The organism is Agriterribacter sp., from assembly GCF_035497235.1.
Lineage (GTDB): Bacteria > Bacteroidota > Bacteroidia > Chitinophagales > Chitinophagaceae > Agriterribacter.
Genome location: NZ_DATJEB010000013.1, coordinates 149,632 through 168,687, shown reverse-complemented (window position 1 = coordinate 168,687; position 19,056 = coordinate 149,632). Strand labels below are relative to the sequence as shown.

The window sequence follows — 19,056 nt, the reverse complement described above, 5'->3', positions numbered from 1 at the left end:
ACGTGAAACGTGAGAAGAGAATCGTGAGAAGTGAGTGTGGCGAATATTGAATGGCGAGCGGTGAATTTACTATTGCCACGTCCGAACGTTGCTCAGCGCGGCCTGAATGGCTCAGCCGGGCAGGCGGGTATTGCCTGTTCATTTCTATCCTCTCACTTTTCACGATAACATACAGACATCATTTGCCTGACTTAACACTATTTCATGAAAATATTCCGGTTACTTTTTCATTTTTAGTATTGGCTTAATAGTTGCAGGTAGATGTGCAGGAATTATTTGCAGGGTAGCAAAAAATGGCACACAGGCTGCGGCTTATTAAGTACAAATAAAACATGAGAAGCAAAAAAAAGCCCGGAAGCATGATTACCTTATTACTGGTTATCGTTGCTATTGTAATATTACATGCGTTGCGTGATCTCAGGGAAAGCGATAACAGGAAACGTTTAATTGATGCAGCATTAACTGAGGGATTGATCAGCTATTAGTTCCCGGCATATTTTTTTTACAATCCCGGGCCCTTCGTAAATAAAACCGGTCCATACCTGTACCAGTGTTGCTCCGGCAGCCAGTTTTTCCGCGGCATCACTACCATTAAATATACCCCCGCTGGCTATAACGGGTATTGTGCCGTTTGTTTGTTGCGTAATTTGTTGCACAATTTGTGTTGAGCGCTGCTGCAGGGGCTTGCCGCTCAGTCCGCCTGTATCTATTGCCTTAACCACTGAAGCCGGTGTACGTAGTGCTTCCCTGCTGATGGTAGTATTGGTGGCTACTATGCCGTCTAACTGTATCTCCTGCGCAAGTTCAATAACATCATTAATTTGCGCATCATTTAAATCGGGTGCAATCTTCAGTAATATCGGTTTGGGATGTGGTTTTGAAATATTGATATTTTGCAGGGTTAGCAGAATTTTCCTGAGTGCGTCTTTTTCCTGCAGCGCTCTTAAGCCGGGGGTATTAGGCGAACTAACGTTCACTACAAAATAATCAACGAAATCAAATAAAGCGGTAAAGCATAGTGCATAATCTTTCCAGGCATCGGCATTGGATGTTAATTTATTTTTACCAATATTGCCGCCTATCATTAACGGTAATGTATTTTTTGCAACAGCCTGCCGGTTTTTCCATTGGCGCAATCTTTCAGCAATAACTGCGGCTCCGTCATTATTAAACCCCATCCTGTTAATAAGCGCCTTGTCCTTCGGCAAACGGAATAATCTTGGCCTATCATTTCCCGGCTGCGCTTTTGGCGTAACCGTTCCAATTTCCACAAATCCGAATCCCAGGCACTCCAATTCCCGTAAATACCTGGCATTTTTATCAAAGCCCGCTCCCAGTCCAACCGGGTTAGCAAAATGGAGTGTAGCATGCCGGGTTTGGAAAACGGTTATTAAGCGGTCGTTTTTTGAAGGCGTAAAATAACTTTTGATCCATTTCCTGATCCAGCTCACGCTACATAACCCCTTTAGTACATTCATAGAAAAATAATGCACCTTTTCGGGTGGAAAAAGAAAAAGGATATTGCGTAATAGTGTATACATAACCGGCGCGAAGTTAATAAAGGAACCGGAGCATAATAAACTTTCTTCATAAACGAAATACAGTTTCTGTACCCGTGTTATACAAAAGAAGGCGTATGCAGCCTGTTGTTAGTAGCTTCTCAACTGATTGATACCTGACTGCTGAAAACTGATACTTCATTTATTATCGGTTGCAATTTTATCGTAGCTGGCCACAATCCCTTTAATAAGAGAGGAGCTGAAGCCCTGGTGTTCCATTTCATTCAGCCCGGCTATGGTACAGCCCTTGGGCGTGGTTACCTTATCTATTTCCTGTTCGGGATGTGTGTTTTTTTGTAACAGCAGTTGCGCGGCGCCTTTTACTGTTTGGGCCGCAATTAAGCTGGCGGTAGCGGCATCGAAGCCGATCTCGATACCGCCCTGTATATTGGCGCGGATATAACGCATGGCATATGCCGTTCCGCAGGCAGCTAATACAGTAGCTGCCTCCATCAGCTTCTCTTCAATTACAACTACCTTGCCCAGTTGCTCAAAGAGTTCTTTTACATAACTGAGCTGATCGCTGGTAATATCTCTCGCGCTTATACAGGTCATGCTTTGCTGTATGGCAACAGCCGTATTGGGCATTGCCCGTACAGTAGATATTTTTTTGTTTAAGATACCGTGAATATGCGCTGTGGATATGCCGGTAATAACGGAAACCAGTACATGCCGGTTCTCATCAAAAAGCGGTTGAACAGCGCTCAGTACATCGTTAACCTGGAAAGGTTTTACGGCTATAATAACAAGGTCGGCAAAACGAAGCGCCTCGGCATTGTCATTACTTACCAGCACACCCTTTTCTTCGAGGTAATGAATGGTGGCAAGGTTTCTTTTTGTAATGAGGATATGTCCGGGCGCAACAAACCCGCTCTGGATCAGTCCTTCCGCAATGGCAGTGCCGAGGTTGCCGCCGCCAATAATGGCTATTTTTTTATTCATTGCTAATAGTAGTTTCCCTTAATTAAATAATGCTTTACATAATCATCAATGCCCGCTTCAAGCGTATAAAAAGCATTGGTATAACCAGCCGTTTTTAATTTGGTCATATTCGCTTCGGTAAAATACTGGTATTTATCGCGAATATCTTCCGGCATATCTATAAAACGAATATCGGGCGGTATGCCCATTCCCGCAAATGTGGCAAGCGCCAGATCATAAAAGCTTCTTGCTTTTCCGGTACCGGCATTATAAATGGCGGAAGCAGGCCGATGCGCCATGAGCCAGTAACAAATATGCAATATGTCTTTTACATACACAAAGTCGCGCAACTGCTCCCCGTCTTTATAATCCGGGCGGTGCGATTTGAATAAGTTGACATAACCATTTTGCTTAACCTGGTTAAAAGCATGAAATATTACACTGGCCATACGCCCTTTATGATATTCATTGGGTCCGTATACATTAAAAAATTTAAGTCCTGCCCAAAAAGGCGGCGCGCTGTGCTGGCGGAGTACCCATTTATCCAGTTCATTTTTAGAAACGCCGTAAGGATTTAAGGGTTCCAGCGCATGTACTATACTATGATCGTCATTGTAGCCCAGCTCGCCACACCCGTACGTGGCTGCAGAGGAGGCGTATACCAGGGGTATTTGATGCAGCATGGCATAATTCCACACATCCTGCGAATATTCGAAGTTTAGCCGCTGGTGTACGGCATAATCAAATTCAGTGGTATCGGTACGGGCGCCTAAGTGAAAGATAAAATCAATCACAGGTTTCGTTTCTTCCAGCCATTCAAAAAAAAGATCTCTTTCTATTTTATGGGAGTACTTTTTATTATGGAGATTATTCAGCTTGTCGCTCCTTTCAAATTCATCCACCAGGATAAGGTTATCAAATCCCTTACTGTTGAGAAAGGATACGAGGCAACTGCCGATAAAACCCGCGGCCCCTGTAATAACGATGCTGTTGCTTTTTGAATCTGTACTGCTCATATAATGATGTTCCCACGTATAGCCGGTGCAAAATAAATGGAATGCAAATGTAGATGAAGAAATTAAAAGACCTGAAATTTTAGTTCTTCACCGGGGTATCCTTCCGCACGGGGAGAATCAAAATCCCTATTACCTTGTTCTATAACACTTAAGGGTACCGATTTGGGTTAACTGGTTGAACCAATGCCCGCAGTAGACTTCCTATTGCTGAAGCCATAGTAGTACAAAAGCTAATTCTATTTTATTTAAACCGCGAGCGAAATGCTTTTTCCAGCGCTTCCCGGTGATCGGGGTGGGCAATACTGATCAGCGCCTTTGCTCTTTGTTTTAAATTCTTGCCAAACAGGTCCACAATTCCAAATTCGGTAACCACCCAATGAACATGCCCGCGTGTAGTAACCACTCCCGCGCCTTCTTTTAAAAAAGGCACAATGCGCGATAGACCTTTTGAGGTAACGGATGGCAGAGCAATAATGGGTTTCCCGTTTTCGGATAAAGAAGCGCCGCGCATGAAGTCCATTTGGCCTCCAATGCCCGAAAACTGGTATGTGCCTATAGAATCGGCGCATACCTGCCCGGTAAGATCAATTTCAATGGCGCTGTTAATAGCCGTTGCCCCGGGATTCTTCCTGATATTGCTGGTGTCATTTACGTAGCTAATGTCCATTACCCTTACAGACGGGTTGTCGTGTACAAAATCATACAGCTTGCGGGTACCCACCATAAATCCTGTAACAGACCGGCCAATATTTAGTTTTTTCCGGCTGTTATTGATAACGCCTTTTTCGAGGAGCGGGATAACGCCATCCGACAACATTTCGGTATGTAAACCCAGGTTTTTATGATTACCGAGGTTTTTTAAAACCTGGTCAGGAATAACGCCAATACCCATTTGTAAACAGGCGCCATCCTCAATTAAAGAGGCCACATGACTGCCGATCTGCTCAACACTGCTGTTCACTTTTTGCGAATAATCTACTTCCGGAAGGCTGCTTTCATCCCATACCAGCGCGTTTATTTTGCTGATGTGCAGGAAACTGTCACCATGAGTACGGGGCATATTGGGATTCACCTGCGCAATTACAGTTTTAGCAGTATCAACAGCCGACCTGGCTATATCAACAGAAGTGCCTAAGCTGCAATAGCCGTGTGCATCGGGAGGAGATACCTGCACTAATGCCACATCAATAGGCAATATGGATTTCCTGAAAAGCTGCGGGATCTCGCTCAAAAATATAGGCACATAGTCGCCATCATGGCTGTTTGCCACGGCACGCGTATTAGCCGAAACAAATAATGAATTAAAAAAGAAACTTTTCCGGTACTCCGGTTTATTGAAATCCACATTTCCCAGGTTGGTAATGCTTACCAATTCTACATTTTTTAATTCCGCATGCCTGTTCTGCATGGCTTCTATTAAGGTAATGGGCGTTGCCGCACTGCCATGTAAAAACACACGGTTACCTGATTGTATACATTGCACCGCTTCTGACGCGGAAACAGATTTCTCGTAATGCTTCATATAGGTTCCGTTTTAGCTTTGCAGAATGGAAGCAAAAGTATTTAAAATAAATCTGATAGCAGCAGGAAGAAAAGGCAATCTTGTAACACGCTATTCGTTCATAAAGCTTGCAGGAATTGCATTTGGTATTTCTTGGCCTTACCTTTGCCGGAATAATGAATGTGGAACTACTTAACCCGCTTGCGGAGGCTTACGCGGAGCAGTTTTCAGGCGCTCAGGATGAGTTGTTGCAGGAAATAGCCGCTTATACTTATGAAACCCACCCGCATGCGCATATGCTTAGCGGAAAACTGCAGGGTCAATTGCTGTGCATGCTCAGCAGCATGGTCAGACCTTCGCGCATTTTGGAGATTGGAACGTTTACAGGATATAGCGCCTTATGTCTTGCAAAAGGCCTAAGTAGTGATGGATTATTGTATACCATTGAGTTACGGGAAGAAGATGCATTGAAAGCGCTGGCCTTTTTTAACAAAAGCACTGTAAAGGATCGTATTAAATTGCAGGTTGGAAATGCGTTGGATATTATTCCCGCATTAAACGAAAGCTGGGATATGGTTTTTATTGATGCGGATAAAGTGAATTACATCAGTTATTATGAGATGGTGCTTCCTCAACTGAAACAGGGAGGCTTTATTGTTGCAGATAATGTGCTGTTTCATGGCCGGGTGCTTGGCAAAAACATAGAAGGGAAGAACGCGAAAGCCATTCACGCGTTTAATACATATGTGAAACAGGACAGCAGGGTGGAGCAGGTATTATTAACCGTTAGAGACGGCTTAATGCTGATTATGAAAAAATAGAATGTCAATCCATGATCAAAAAAGTGAATCTTCTTTTGGTATGCATCATTTTTGTGCATAGCACATTAAAGGCGCAGAACCCCGCTATCATCCGGTATATTAACACGTATAAATTCCTGGCCATCCGGGAAATGCAGCGTACAGGTGTGCCTGCTTCTATTAAGCTGGCGCAGGGCATTTTAGAAACACAGGCCGGGGAAAGCGACCTGGTCAAACGTTCCAACAACCATTTTGGTATTAAATGCAAAACCGGGTGGAGCGGCAATAAAGTATATCACGATGATGATGAAAGCGGAGAGTGTTTCCGGGCCTATGCTTCCGCCGAAGATTCTTACCGGGATCATTCCGATTTTTTAAAAAGAAGCCAGCGCTATGCTTTTCTTTTTCAGCTTGACCCCTCTGATTATAAAGATTGGGCAAAGGGATTGAAAAAGGCCGGTTATGCTACTAACCCGAAATATACGCAGCAGCTTATAAAATATATAGAGGCTTATGATCTTCAATTGTATACACTTGTAGCATTGGGAAAACGTAAAATAGAAGATGAGCCGCCGGTGTATGCTGTTAATAACCAGGTAGCTCCTGTTGTTTCAGCAACAGAGTTGGTTCAGGATAGTGAGGATATGCAATCCGAAGTTCCGGTTAAAGCGCTGCGTTTGCGATATCCCGAAGAAGCATTCAGAATAAATGACACAAGAGTGGTTGTTGCGCTTGCAGGCACCCCGTTGCTTGCTATGGCGGAGCAATATGGCGTTAGGTATAAGCACCTGCTTGAGTTTAATGAGCTTACCGAATCGGATGACATCATCCGGAAAGACCAGTTGATCTTTTTGCAACGAAAAAGACGGCAGGGCGCCAATGCGTTTCATGTTGTGCAAAAAGCGGAAACTTTGTATGATATTGCCCAGGAGGAAGGTATACGGTTAGATCATTTATTAACCTATAACCAACTGCAGGGAAATGAAACGCCCGTGGCAGGGCAGCGGCTTTTTTTGCAAAAGGATGCGGCGCAACACGCGGCAGCCGAAATAAGAAACGATATTACGGGACAGGAGATAGCAAAATTAGAACAAACAGCGCCCGCCGTTAATACATCGGCTCAGTTGCGGTCAGTAAAACATGTTGTTCAGCAAAAAGAAACGCTGTTCAGTATAGCGCGGAAATATGAGGTGGAAGTAGAGCAGCTTCGCGCATGGAACAGGCTGCAGAGCGATGCAATTCGCAGCGGGCAGGAGCTGCTTATTTATAAAAATTGATCCATGACGGCCATACATGTTCATGATAAACAGTTTAAACCTTATATCCTGCAGGAAGAGATTGCCGGAAAAATTCAGGAAATAGCACAGGCTTTAGAAAAGGATTATAGTGGAAAAACGCCCTTGTTTATCGCTATTTTGAACGGCTCTTTCATGTTTGCTTCGGATCTTTTTAAAGTACTGAACATACCTGCGGAAATATGTTTTATTAAGCTGGCTTCCTATAAAGGAACCAGGTCTTCAGGTCATGTAATTACCTCTATAGGACTTGATATTGACTTATTTGGAAGAGATGTGATTATATTAGAAGACATTATTGATACGGGCAAAACCATGAGCCAGTTTTTACCGCAACTGTTGCATCAGCAGCCGGCCTCATTAAAAATATGTACTTTACTGCACAAGCCGGAAGCCACTATTTATCCCACCACTATTGATTACTGCGGGTTTATTATACCCGATAAGTTTGTAGTAGGGTACGGGCTTGATTATGACGGACTGGGCAGGAATTTGAAAGAGATATATCAATTGATAGCATCAGTATAACAACCTGTGGAATAATATCATGTATCCAATATCGTTAGCTATACTAAAACTACTGTAATAACATGCAATGCCATATAAAACAGGTTGCTTTACTTATAGGATGGCTCTGTTTTTATACAACGGTAACTGCCCAGTATTATTTACGCGGGGAAATAAAGGATGGAAAAGATAAGCCGCTCCAAAATGTAAAGATCGTTCTTCATTCTACGGGTTACCTCCATTCCAGCGGCCTCGGTGGGGCTTTTGGCATTCCCAGCGCTGTAAAATCAGACAGTATTGGTCTTTCCCTTGATGGCTATGAACCGCTTTCCTTAAGGGTAAATACTTCCGAATATCAGAAGATAACGATGAAGATGCTGCCTTATACGGCAAGTTTGCAGAAGCACTACCTGCTATCCGTAACTACCAGCCTGCAGGCTTTGTCTGACCGCAAGCTGTCTGTGGCCGATGAAACATACAGTGCCCTGGTGGAAAACGGTTTTATACAAACAGACGGCAATCCGGTTACCGGTATTACGCCCAATGTAAACCGCGCTTCCTACAGCAATATCAGGCGGTTTATTAATATGAACAGCCAGGTGCCTGAAGATGCTGTCCGGATTGAGGAAATGCTGAACTATTTCAATTTTAATTATATGGAACCCGGTGGCGACAGCACCTTTACTGTTCGCTCACAATTGAGTTCCTGCCCGTGGAATAGCCAAAACCAACTGTTGTTTGTGCAGATGGCTTCTAAAAAGCTTAACCTCAACAAAATTCCTCCCAGTAACCTGGTTTTTTTGATAGATGTGTCGGGTTCAATGGATATGCCCAACCGGCTGCCCCTGCTGAAATCGGCTTTTAGAAAATTAGTGGAAAATCTTCGCCCGGTTGATACGGTATCTATTGTGGTATATGGCGGTGTAACCGGCGTGATGCTGCCACCTACCAGCGGCGATAAAAAAGAAAAGATATTACAGGCTATTGAAGACCTTGCCGCAGGTGGGTTTACACCCGGGGAGGCCGGCATACGGCAGGCATACCGGCTGGCACACAACACCTTTATTAAGGATGGCAATAACAGGGTAATACTGGCAACAGATGGCGATTTTAATGTGGGTGTATCAGGAGAGCAGGAACTGGAAAGCCTGATCCTTAAAATGAAGCAGGGAGGTATTTACCTTACCTGCCTGGGCGTAGGAATGGGCAACTACAAGGATTCTAAAATTGAGGCCCTGGCTAAAAAAGGGAATGGCAATTTTGCTTACTTGGATGATGAAAAAGAAGGAGAGAAAGTATTGGTTAAAGAGCTTACCCAAACATTATACGCGGTGGCGGATAATGTGTCGCTGAATGTGCACTTTAATCATGAATCCATAGGCGCCTACCGGTTAATAGGCTTTGATAATAAAAGAACGGCCTTGGAGGATACTACCAGTACATTAGAAGGAGGGGAAATTGGGTCGGGACACTCCATGATAGCGGTTTTTGAGGTAACGCCCGGAAGCAGTCAGGGCAAAAGCCCATCCCCGGCTGCGGAACAGAAACTGGCTACTGTAACAATTAATTACAGTTTGCCGGGGAAAAAAGATGTTTCAAAACAGGTATATGATTGTGTTAATAATTATATACCGTTAGCGCAGTTAGATCATTATTTTAGTTTTGCTACCAGCGTATGTATGTTTGGCGGGTTTCTTCATAGCTCCCCCTATCTAAAAAATGCCACCTGGGATGATGTAATTAACCTGACTAAGGCATCTATGGATACCACCAACCCGTTACATACCGAATTTTTTGATATGGTTGTTAAAGCAAAAAAAATTTACGAGCCTTCTAAAAAAAGAAAAAGACGAAACAGGGATGAGCGGTAGCCGCGCAGCTATTGACTAACCGGGCGGGGCATTTTTACTTTTCAGGCGTTTTTTGTTAACAGGTATTTGGCATCTATCTTTTATGCATAAATTCATATCATCCCTTAGTTTCACTTATATTTGTTTTAAACAATATTCACAGTGATTATGGACGCTATCATACACTTAGATAATATAAGGAAAAGCTACTTCATGGGCAGGCAGGAGTTGCAGGTTTTGAAGCATATTTCGCTCAATATTCAAAAGAACGAATATGTTGCTTTAATGGGTCCTTCCGGCTCAGGAAAAAGTACGCTTATGAATATTCTGGGATGTCTTGATACGCCAACAGGCGGAGATTATTATCTTAACGGTCACCAGGTAAGTAAGATGCTCGATAATGATCTGGCGGAGATTCGTAACAAAGAAATAGGTTTTGTGTTTCAGCAGTTTAATTTGCTGCCGAGGCTTTCTGCTGTAGAAAATGTAGCGCTTCCGCTTATTTATTCAGGAGTGCCTAAAAAACAACGTATGGAAATGGCTATGGCAGTGCTGGAGCAGGTTGACCTGGCAGACAGGAGTCACCACCGTCCCAATGAGCTAAGCGGCGGTCAGTGCCAGCGTGTAGCCATTGCGCGTGCATTGGTCAATAACCCTTCCTTAGTGCTGGCAGATGAACCTACAGGGAACCTGGATTCCAAAACATCATACGAAATCATGAATATTTTTGGCCGGATACAGCAAGCAGGTAATACCATTGTGCTGGTAACGCATGAAGAAGATATTGCGCATTATGCCAAACGGATTGTTCGCCTGAGAGATGGCGTTATTGAAACCGATAAAAGAACATCCGAAGCCACGGTGCCTGCCTGATCTTCAGCTTTTATTTTCTTCGTGCTTAGCGACCCTGTCCGGCAGGTAGGTTTATGACGAAATATTACTTTTAGATAGCTTCATTAATTACGCTTTTGTATGAACTAACTCCTATGTCTTTTAAAATATATACTAAAACAGGCGATAAAGGCACCACCTCCCTTATTGGAGGCACAAAAGTACCCAAGTCGCACACACGTATCGAAGCCTATGGTACGGTAGATGAATTAAATTCCCATATTGGTTTGTGTAAAGATATGCTTACGGATAAGCAGAGCCGTAAGGCATTGCAGCATATACAGGGGCAGTTGTTTTCTATAGGGGCGGCACTTGCCTGCGACCCGGCCAAAGAAACTAAAATGCATATTCCTGATATACAGGAATCCGATATAAGCTTTATGGAACAGGAGATAGACAGGATGGATGCGGTACTTCCGCCGCTTAAAAATTTTATTTTACCCGGAGGGAATAGTACGGTATCTTTTTTGCATATCGCCCGTTGCGTTTGCCGCAGGGCAGAGCGATGCTGTGTGCGTTTGGAAGCTGAAAATGAAAAGCTGGCTCCGCTTATACTCATTTATCTCAACCGCCTGAGCGATTACTTATTCGTTTTAGCCAGGTATGCCGGGCATTTGCTTAAAATAGAAGATATATCCTGGAAGCCGCGGGGGTAAGAGGGTACAAGGTCTCAGGGTGCAGGTTACAGGTCGTAAGTTTCAAGTCGCAGGCACAGGTTTCCGGACAGGTTGAAAATTTGCACCGCATATTTGCTTTCCTTGTAATTTGTAACCTGTACCCCTGCACCTTGTTCCTGATCATATCATTTTTCCATCCTGCATATGCAGCACCCTGTCGCTCATTTTTGCCAGTTCTTCATTATGTGTTACAATCAAAAATGTTTGCTTGCGGGTGTCGCGTAACTGAACAAACAGGCGGTGCAATTCCCTGGCGTTTGTAGAATCTAAGTTGCCCGTGGGTTCATCGGCAAACACAATGTCGGGGTTATTAATAAGGGCGCGGGCAACGGCAACCCGCTGTTGTTCACCACCGGAAAGGGCGGAAGGTTTGTTTTCTATCCGATCCTTTAATCCCAGCGTTTCTAAGAGTTCTTTCGCCCTGGCCTCCGTTTCTTTTTTCTTTTTGCCCCACAACCAGCCTGGTATACATACATTCTCTAAAGCGCTGAACTCGGGCAGCAGGTGGTGAAACTGGAATACAAACCCCATATGCCGGTTGCGGAAAGCCGCCAGTTTTTTGCCGCTAAGTAAATCTACCCGCTGATCCTGTAAGGTAATCTCTCCACTGTCGGCCTTGTCTAAAGTGCCGATAATGTGTAGCAAAGTACTCTTGCCGGCGCCGGAAGAGCCTGCAATACTTACGATTTCGCCCGGTTGTATATCAAGACTTACCCCTTTGAGCACCTGCAGGCTGCCGTAGGACTTGGTAATATTTTTTACAGATAGCATTAACAGTTGGATTATTTAAAAACTGAAAATTAATCATTACAGCAACACTTAACAAAAGGCCGGCAATAAATACCCCTTATAATCGTTCAATTTTGCGCTTTCAGATATGTGAATTTGGAAATTACGTGCTAAACTTTACTTTTGCGGAAAAATTGGCCGTTCCATCTTCCTTTTGGGAAGGTAAAACGCCCAACCTGGAAAAGTAAAGAGATCTGATCATCGCTTAAAAAAAATAATAAATGTTCTGGACACTTGAACTGGCATCCTATCTTGAAGACGCCCCGTGGCCCGCTACCAAAGACGAGTTGATTGATTATACAATCCGCAGTGGCGCGCCTATAGAAGTAATTGAAAACCTGCAGGAACTGGAAGATGAAGGAGAGATATATGAGGGCATAGATGATATATGGCCGGATTACCCATCGCAGGAAGATTTCTTTTTTAATGAAGATGAATATTAAAACTACACGCTGCACATCATATCTGGTGTGATAAGGAATGCAGTTGACAGTGTTTTTCATTTTATACTATACGATTAACCGTTCTTTAAAAGGAGCGGTTTTTTTATTGCCTGGTTAAATTGGGGTACTTATGGCATTAAAATGTACTGAGAACAAAGACGTTATAATTTGACGGGCCGAAGCATATAATGAGCTCCCGATAAATAAGGGTAATTACCGGTTTATTTAGTAAGTTTACGTACCCTAAATACCCTTAACGATGAGTTTTGTAAAAAAGCCTGAAGTGGCTCCACCAGTCCTTGCAGGAACTGGTTACACACAACCGTATTTACCTTTAAAGGATTATGAAGAGCAGATCATTGCCTATTTTTCCGGCAGGTCTTCTAATACCGGGTTTCAATGGGATGCCGAAAAGCTTGAAAAACGTTTTAAAAATGCCTGCAAACAGGTGGAGCGATTTATTTCTTTGCAGGAGAAAGTATAAAGGCTGCGAACGATCATATATGCTGATCATATTGCAGCACGGTAAAATGGGCTTACGCTGCTACTCTTTATCATTTCCTGAAATTTTTTCTTTTACCAGCAAAGAACTGCATCCGGTTTATACGTAAATTGACAAGCAGGCACAGGTGTTTTGTAATGCCACAGTTTAAATTTTTTTATATGAAATGGCAGGGAATATTGAAAGAAAAGCGCAAGGTTGTTATGGTGCTTTTAACGATCCTCGTGCTGGCATTGATCAATAATTTTGTGAGCCGGCAGCAGTATGGCGATCTTACCAATAATATATCTTCCATTTATAAAGACAGGCTTATACCAGCCGGTTATATTTTCAGCATGAGCGATTTGCTTTATCAGAAAAAGATATTACTACAGACCATGCCGGAAGATAACCTGTTAGCACAACTGGATCAGCACAACAGGGAAATGAGCCGTATAATAGAAGCATATGAAGCCACTTATCTTACAAAGGACGAGCAGCGGCAATGGAAAAGTTTCAGGCAGCATTTGCAGCAGTACAATGAAGCAGAAGCTTTGGCTGTTTCCTCCGCCGCATATGCGGATAAGGAACACCTGCACTCCAGTTTCGGCCAGGCGCTTCAGTTACTGAAGCAACTCAATGAAACGCAAACTAATGAAGGGATGCGGCTACAGAATGATTCAAAAGCCATTATTGACAGTACGGTAATGCAGGCTTACCTGGAAGTTTCGCTTCTTTTTATCCTTGGCATTATTGGATTAATGCTGCTGACCAGTTCTGAAAAAACAGTTTATCCTGTTTCGCACAGGTATCTTTATAATTGATCTGTATTAACATCCAAAGCGCACATTACTGCATATTCAACTATGCAGGGGATCCTGGTTAAGAACAACAACCATTATTTTGTATAAATCGGGGTAAACGATCTGCAACTGTGCGGGGCGTTCAAAAAATAGCTCAACGCTTTCTGCCCAAAACTCCTGGAAATTCGTCAACGCATAAGCTGAATAAAAATCATTACCCGGCGCTTTTTCCTGTTCAAATACTTTATACTTCCAATCCAAGTCTTGCCGAAAGATCGGAAGTAAATATATTGGAAGGATCATACTTCGCTTTAATGGCTAACCAGCTTTCATATTGCGGATACATGAGCCGGAAGGTTGTTTTATCAAGCATGGCGTCTTTGCCTAAGTATATTCTTCCGCCGGCCTGTAATACCGCTTCATCTAACCGTTTGGTAAAAGCTTTCAGCTCTTTGGTAACCGGAAAATCAATGGCCAGTGTGTACCCCTTAAACGGGAAGGATAAAATGCCCTGGCCTTCTCCCATTTTCTTAAATACATTCAGAAAAGGCGTGCAGCCGCTGGAAGCTATCATTTCCATAATGTGCCTGAGATGAGTTACACCATTTTCTTCGGGAATCACAAACTGGTATTGAATAAACCCTCTTTTGCCGTAGCCCCTGTTCCAGTTATTGATCATATCTAACGGGAAGAAAAATTTTTCATAATGCACAAATGTTTTTGGAGAATTTTGCACAAAGCCTATTACTTTATTAAGCAGCCTTACCGTTATATTATTTAATGTAAAATCCGGCAAAAAAAACGGAACGCTGAGTTTGGATGCGTTATGAATTTTTAACGGCCCCTTTCTTAATGTTTCGGGCAACGCTTCCAGTGTGGCCGCATCGCCTACCGTTAAAATGCCGCTGCCAAGTTGCCTGCCGGTAGCCAGCGGATCAATCCACGCAACGGAATAATTACAGTGCTTATATTGTTCAAGCGCATCCAGCATTTCATCCAGGTTATCAACTTTAACAGCCTGTTGCCTGAAATAAGTAGTTTCAACTTTCCTTAGCCTGATCTTAGCTGTTAGTATGATGCCCAGTAAGCCAAGCCCCCCGAAATTAGCGATAAACAAATCAGGGTGTTCTTCCCGCGATGCGGTTACTATAGTTCCGTTAGCCAGTAAAATAGTAAAGGAAATAACACAATTAATAAAAGAACCGTCTGCATGATGCGCTTTGCCATGTATGTCATTGGCGATTGCGCCTCCAATGGTTACAAATTTGGTTCCGGGGCAAATCATCGGCATCCAGCCCCTCGGTGCAAATGTGGTAATGATTTCATCGAGGCTGGCACCGGATTCACATTCCAATATACCTTCCTTTTCATCCCACAAAATAAAATGATGCATGCGGGTGCATACACACACTTTTTTATTGGTGTGTATGGCCTGGTCGCCGTAACTTCTTCCCAAACCTCTTGCAATTACCGGTCCGGCCGCTATAATTGCGTTTAACTCCTGCACATCTCCCGGAGTAGTTACATATGAATTGGCTGTTGGATAATTACCCCAGCCTGCTAATGGTTCCTGGTGTACTGTTGCCATATTGTATAAACGATATAAACGAACGGTTTAGTGGATTAAGATCAATGATTTTTGCATGTGCCATCTTTAGTGAATTAACCCGGTTACAATATCCATTACGTTAGTTTGTGTAGGTCCCGTTATCATCAGTCCCCCCGTTTTTTCAAAAAAATGCCAGGCGTCATTGTCATGAAGGTACGCTTCCGGGTTTAGGGAAAGTGCATCCATTTTCACAAAGATATCCGCATCAACTACTGCACCGGCTGCGGTGGTGGGACCATCCGTTCCATCTGTACCTCCCGATAGAATTACAACCCTGTTATTTTTTAGCCATTCTCCATTCTTTAAAGTGCATAAGGCGGCTAAAGCAAATTGCTGGTTGCGTCCGCCTTTACCTGTTCCTTTTATGGTAACGGTTGTTTCGCCACCCCACAAAACACAAACAGGTAAACTGCTCTTTTCATTTTTAAGCCGGTTAATAAAAACTTCAGCCTGCATTTCGGCATCACCGGTAAGCATTGGCGAAACAACGGTTGTTGCATAACCCAGTGCCTGCGCTTTTTTTACAGCCGCTTCCAGCGCTGTTTGATTGGAAGCTACCAGGGCATTATACACTTTGGAAAAAACGGGGCTCCCGGGCTTGGGTGTTTCCGGAATTGTTCCTTCTATTCCGCTATGCAGCCGGTTCCCGGCCGAAACAGGAAGCTTTTCAGAAAGTCCGTATTTTTCTATTATTCGCCAGGCATCTTTAAATGTTGTTGCATCCGGTACGGTTAGTCCGCTGGCAATTACAGAAAAATCATCGCCCGGAACATCGCTTAACAAAAGAGCCACTACCCTGGCCCGGGTGTATGCCATCAGTTGCCCGCCCTTTATAAGTGAAAGATGTTTTCTTACGGTATTTATTTCATCAATAGCCGCGCCACAGTTTAACAGCAATTGCACGGTTTGCTGAATATCTGCCAGGCTGCAGCCGGGGGGAGCATCGGCGAGCAGGGCAGAAGCGCCTCCGCTGATCAGTAAAATAATAGTATCATTTGCTTCAGCTTTTTTAAACAATGCTACAATTGCTTCTGCTCCCAGCAAACTATTGTCATCGGGCACCGGGTGCCCGGCTTCAATAGTTCGGCAATGGGTTAGTGTAAGGGCATGATGGTACTTGGTAACTACAACGCCTGCTGTGATATGGTTGCCTAAAATTTTCTCTGTTTCTAAGGCCATCGCCGATGCCGCCTTTCCCACCGCTGCAATATACAGGTTAGCTGTGCCAGTCAGCAGGAAGCTTTGACCCGCTATTTCTATCCTGTTTTCCTGCAATTGAATGTGTCGCGGAATAAAATGCATGGGCTTTACCGCTTCCACGCCTGCAAGAAATATTTGAATTGCATCCTGTCTCGACATACCCGAAATTAACATTAGTTTTAAATCTGTGATGCTGTACTTTCTCAATCAATTTTATATTACCTTCGGTGTCAATTAGTTGTTTAGCTAACTAATTTAAAATCTCAATTAAAAGCAAGGAAATAACAGGTGTATGAAACGTATCATCAAAAAAGTTGCGGTGTTAGGTTCGGGTGTAATGGGCTCCCGTATTGCGTGCCATTTTGCAGGAACAGGTGTTCCGGTTTTACTGTTAGACATTGCGCCTAAGGAATTAACCGCGGGGGAAAAAGCAAAAGGGTTAACAACCGATCATCCGGCGGTGAAGAACAGAATAGTAAATGATGCGCTTGCGGCAGCCTTACAATCAAATCCATCGCCGGTATATACAAAGAACGCGGTGAAGAAGATTACAACCGGTAATTTTACGGATAACATGAAAGACATTGCCGGCTGCGACTGGGTGATAGAGGTAGTAGTAGAAAGGTTAGACATTAAGCAGGGCGTTTTTGCAGACGTTGAAAAATTCCGTAAGCCCGGAACGCTGATCACTTCCAATACATCGGGTATTCCCATACATCTTATGACGGAAGGCAGGAGTGACGATTTTAAAAAGCATTTTTGTGGTACGCATTTCTTTAATCCTCCCCGCTATCTGCGTTTATTAGAAATTATTCCAACTTCCTATACCGATCAGGCAGTAGTAGATTTTTTAATGGAATACGGCGATCTGTACCTGGGTAAAACTACCGTATTGTGTAAAGATACGCCTGCTTTTATAGCCAACCGGGTTGGGGTATACAGCATAGCATCTGTTTTTAAGCTCGTAGAAAAAATGGGTTTAAGTATTGATGAAGTAGAAGCGCTTACCGGCCCTGTTTTCGGCCGTCCTAAATCGGCAACCTTCCGTACAGCCGATGTAGTGGGTATTGATACATTGGTTAAAGTGGCGCAGGGGGTACATGATAATTGCCCTAACGATGAAGCAAGAGATACTTTTATTATTCCTTCATGGGTAGCGAAGCTGGTAGAAAATAAATGGCTGGGCGATAAAACAGGGCAAGGATTTTTTAAAAAGATAAAGTCAAAGGATGGCAGTTCGGAAATCCAGGTGCTCAATCTGTCAACACTGGAATATGAGCCGCGTAAAAGGCCCAAATTCGCAACCATAGAAACCGCTAAGGCCATAGATGATCTTAAACTGCGAATAAAAGCCCTGTTAGCGGGACAGGATAAGGCAGGAGAATTTTACAGGCAATTTCATTACGGTTTATTTTCTTATATCTCTCATCGCATACCCGAAATTTCTGATGAGGTATATCGTATAGATGATGCTATGAAAGCCGGCTTTGGCTGGGAAATTGGCGCTTTTGAAACCTGGGACGCGCTGGGTGTGGAAAAAACGCTTGAGGCCATGAAAGCCGCCGGTTATACTGTTGCTCCGTGGGTGAACGAGATGCTGGTAAAAGGGAACAATACTTTTTATAAAGTTGAAAAAGGCGTTACCTTATGCTATTCTCCTGCAAGTGGCGCGCATGTTTCAACCGTTGCAGCCGGAACAGAAAGCGCTTTCCTGGTAATGAAAAATTTTGCCGGGCAAACCGTTTGGAAAAACAGTGCGGCTAATGTATACCATTTGGGTGACGATGTGCTGGGGCTGGAATGGAATACTAAAATGGGAACAATAGGAGGAGAGGTGCTGGAAGGTATTCAAAAGGCGATTGCACTGGCTGAAGAAAAATATAAAGGTGTTGTTATTGCTAATGATAGTCAGAATTTTTCTGCGGGCGCTAATGTAGGTATGATCTTTATGTTTGCCGTAGAGCAGGAATATGAGGAGCTGGATATGGCCGTTCGCGCTTTTCAGAATACTATGATGCGTGCCCGCTATTCGAGCATACCGGTAGTGGTAGCGCCACATGCCTTAACCTTAGGCGGCGCCTGTGAGCTGAGCTTACACAGCGATAAAGTTTTACCTGCAGCAGAAAGTTATATAGGATTAGTAGAACTGGGTGTAGGATTAATACCCGGCGGCGGAGGTACTAAGGAATTTGTGCTGCGTGCGGCCGATGAGATGCATGAAGATGAACCGGACACCATTACCTTAAAGAACCGGTTTTTAACGATAGCTACTGCAAAGGTTTCTGCCAGTGCCTTTGAAGCCTTTGACCTGGGCATTTTAAGAAAGGGGCATGATGAAGTGATCATTAACCATGACAGGCGGATTGCCGCTGCCAAAAACAGTGTTATTGAAATATTTGATAACGGCTATATAACGCCTGTTCAGCGAACCGATGTTAGAGTTGCCGGACGTTCGGTGCTTGGGGCTTTATATGCCGGCATTAACGGCATGTGGAGGGCTAACTATGCTACGGATCATGATGTGGTAGTAGCTAAAAAATTAGCTTACGTAATGTGCGGAGGCGATTTAAGCGAACCGGCTTTGGTGAGTGAGCAATATTTGCTTGACCTGGAAAGAGAAGCGTTCCTGAGCCTTTGCGGCGAAAAGAAAACGCTGGAACGTATACAGAGTGTTTTAAAGGGAGGAAAGCCGGTGAGGAATTAATTTGAAAATG

Annotated in this window: 19 protein-coding genes; 11 read left to right on the top strand and 8 right to left on the bottom strand. The window is 43.6% G+C overall.

What is annotated here, in order from left to right:
* The first annotated feature begins 332 nt into the window (after nucleotides 1–332).
* The gene (locus tag VL121_RS03690; RefSeq protein WP_325402275.1) at nucleotides 333–485 is read left to right on the top strand and encodes a hypothetical protein; all 153 of its coding nucleotides are present in this window, start codon (nucleotides 333–335) and stop codon (nucleotides 483–485) included.
* Here the strand turns inward: VL121_RS03690 and VL121_RS03685 are convergent.
* The 4 genes from VL121_RS03685 to VL121_RS03670 all read right to left on the bottom strand — a co-directional run bounded on the left by VL121_RS03685 (nucleotide 459) and on the right by VL121_RS03670 (nucleotide 5,018).
* A complete protein-coding gene (locus tag VL121_RS03685; RefSeq protein ID WP_325402273.1) occupies nucleotides 459–1,541 on the bottom strand; it encodes a quinone-dependent dihydroorotate dehydrogenase in 1,083 nt (360 codons plus the stop codon). The genes VL121_RS03690 and VL121_RS03685 overlap by 27 nt on opposite strands.
* 156 nt (nucleotides 1,542–1,697) lie before the next feature.
* The gene (proC, locus tag VL121_RS03680; protein ID WP_325402271.1) at nucleotides 1,698–2,501 is read right to left on the bottom strand and encodes a pyrroline-5-carboxylate reductase; all 804 of its coding nucleotides are present in this window, start codon (nucleotides 2,499–2,501) and stop codon (nucleotides 1,698–1,700) included.
* Nucleotides 2,502–2,503: 2 nt separating this feature from the next.
* Nucleotides 2,504–3,496 (bottom strand): ADP-glyceromanno-heptose 6-epimerase, encoded by a 993-nt coding sequence (gene rfaD / locus VL121_RS03675; protein WP_325402269.1) that lies wholly within the window; start codon nucleotides 3,494–3,496, stop codon nucleotides 2,504–2,506.
* A gap of 241 nt (nucleotides 3,497–3,737) precedes the next feature.
* Nucleotides 3,738–5,018, bottom strand: coding sequence for an acetyl-CoA hydrolase/transferase family protein (locus tag VL121_RS03670; RefSeq protein WP_325402267.1), 1,281 nt, complete (start codon nucleotides 5,016–5,018; stop codon nucleotides 3,738–3,740).
* 116 nt (nucleotides 5,019–5,134) lie between these two features.
* Here VL121_RS03670 and VL121_RS03665 point away from each other — a divergent pair, with 116 nt between their 5' ends.
* From VL121_RS03665 to VL121_RS03640, 6 genes are all read left to right on the top strand, one after another.
* Entirely contained in the window at nucleotides 5,135–5,818 is a 684-nt protein-coding gene (locus VL121_RS03665; RefSeq protein WP_325402265.1) for an O-methyltransferase, read from the top strand.
* Between the two features lie 11 nt (nucleotides 5,819–5,829).
* Nucleotides 5,830–7,074 (top strand): glucosaminidase domain-containing protein, encoded by a 1,245-nt coding sequence (locus VL121_RS03660; protein ID WP_325402263.1) that lies wholly within the window; start codon nucleotides 5,830–5,832, stop codon nucleotides 7,072–7,074.
* Nucleotides 7,075–7,077: 3 nt separating this feature from the next.
* Nucleotides 7,078–7,620, top strand: coding sequence for a hypoxanthine phosphoribosyltransferase (gene hpt, locus VL121_RS03655; RefSeq protein WP_325402261.1), 543 nt, complete (start codon nucleotides 7,078–7,080; stop codon nucleotides 7,618–7,620).
* Between the two features lie 62 nt (nucleotides 7,621–7,682).
* Nucleotides 7,683–9,470 carry a vWA domain-containing protein gene (locus VL121_RS03650; protein WP_325402259.1) on the top strand — a complete coding sequence of 596 codons (1,788 nt, stop codon included), beginning with the start codon at nucleotides 7,683–7,685 and terminating at the stop codon, nucleotides 9,468–9,470.
* Nucleotides 9,471–9,617: 147 nt separating this feature from the next.
* Nucleotides 9,618–10,322, top strand: a complete 705-nt coding sequence (locus tag VL121_RS03645; protein WP_325402257.1) for an ABC transporter ATP-binding protein — start codon at nucleotides 9,618–9,620, stop codon at nucleotides 10,320–10,322.
* Nucleotides 10,323–10,435: 113 nt separating this feature from the next.
* Nucleotides 10,436–10,996, top strand: coding sequence for a cob(I)yrinic acid a,c-diamide adenosyltransferase (locus tag VL121_RS03640; protein WP_325402255.1), 561 nt, complete (start codon nucleotides 10,436–10,438; stop codon nucleotides 10,994–10,996).
* Between the two features lie 141 nt (nucleotides 10,997–11,137).
* Here VL121_RS03640 and VL121_RS03635 read toward each other — a convergent pair whose 3' ends face one another.
* A complete protein-coding gene (locus tag VL121_RS03635; RefSeq protein WP_325402253.1) occupies nucleotides 11,138–11,788 on the bottom strand; it encodes an ABC transporter ATP-binding protein in 651 nt (216 codons plus the stop codon).
* A gap of 239 nt (nucleotides 11,789–12,027) precedes the next feature.
* Between VL121_RS03635 and VL121_RS03630 the strand changes: the two genes are divergently transcribed.
* The 3 genes from VL121_RS03630 (at nucleotide 12,028) to VL121_RS03620 (ending at nucleotide 13,554) form a co-directional block, all read left to right on the top strand.
* Nucleotides 12,028–12,249, top strand: a complete 222-nt coding sequence (locus VL121_RS03630) for a DUF2795 domain-containing protein (RefSeq protein WP_152268726.1) — start codon at nucleotides 12,028–12,030, stop codon at nucleotides 12,247–12,249.
* A 259-nt stretch (nucleotides 12,250–12,508) separates the two neighbouring features.
* Nucleotides 12,509–12,733: a hypothetical protein gene (locus VL121_RS03625; RefSeq protein WP_325402249.1), complete on the top strand. Its 225-nt coding sequence runs from the start codon at nucleotides 12,509–12,511 to the stop codon at nucleotides 12,731–12,733.
* A gap of 179 nt (nucleotides 12,734–12,912) precedes the next feature.
* A complete protein-coding gene (locus tag VL121_RS03620; protein ID WP_325402247.1) occupies nucleotides 12,913–13,554 on the top strand; it encodes an MCP four helix bundle domain-containing protein in 642 nt (213 codons plus the stop codon).
* A 36-nt stretch (nucleotides 13,555–13,590) separates the two neighbouring features.
* Here VL121_RS03620 and VL121_RS03615 read toward each other — a convergent pair whose 3' ends face one another.
* From VL121_RS03615 to VL121_RS03605, 3 genes are all read right to left on the bottom strand, one after another.
* Nucleotides 13,591–13,794 carry a zinc-dependent peptidase gene (locus VL121_RS03615; RefSeq protein ID WP_325402245.1) on the bottom strand — a complete coding sequence of 68 codons (204 nt, stop codon included), beginning with the start codon at nucleotides 13,792–13,794 and terminating at the stop codon, nucleotides 13,591–13,593.
* Nucleotides 13,778–15,121, bottom strand: a complete 1,344-nt coding sequence (locus VL121_RS03610; RefSeq protein WP_325402243.1) for an FAD-binding oxidoreductase — start codon at nucleotides 15,119–15,121, stop codon at nucleotides 13,778–13,780. The genes VL121_RS03615 and VL121_RS03610 overlap by 17 nt, the downstream gene beginning before the upstream one ends.
* 66 nt (nucleotides 15,122–15,187) lie before the next feature.
* Nucleotides 15,188–16,501 carry a glycerate kinase type-2 family protein gene (locus VL121_RS03605; RefSeq protein WP_325402241.1) on the bottom strand — a complete coding sequence of 438 codons (1,314 nt, stop codon included), beginning with the start codon at nucleotides 16,499–16,501 and terminating at the stop codon, nucleotides 15,188–15,190.
* 133 nt (nucleotides 16,502–16,634) lie between these two features.
* Between VL121_RS03605 and VL121_RS03600 the strand changes: the two genes are divergently transcribed.
* Nucleotides 16,635–19,046, top strand: coding sequence for a 3-hydroxyacyl-CoA dehydrogenase/enoyl-CoA hydratase family protein (locus VL121_RS03600; protein ID WP_325402239.1), 2,412 nt, complete (start codon nucleotides 16,635–16,637; stop codon nucleotides 19,044–19,046).
* Nucleotides 19,047–19,056 lie beyond the last annotated feature (10 nt).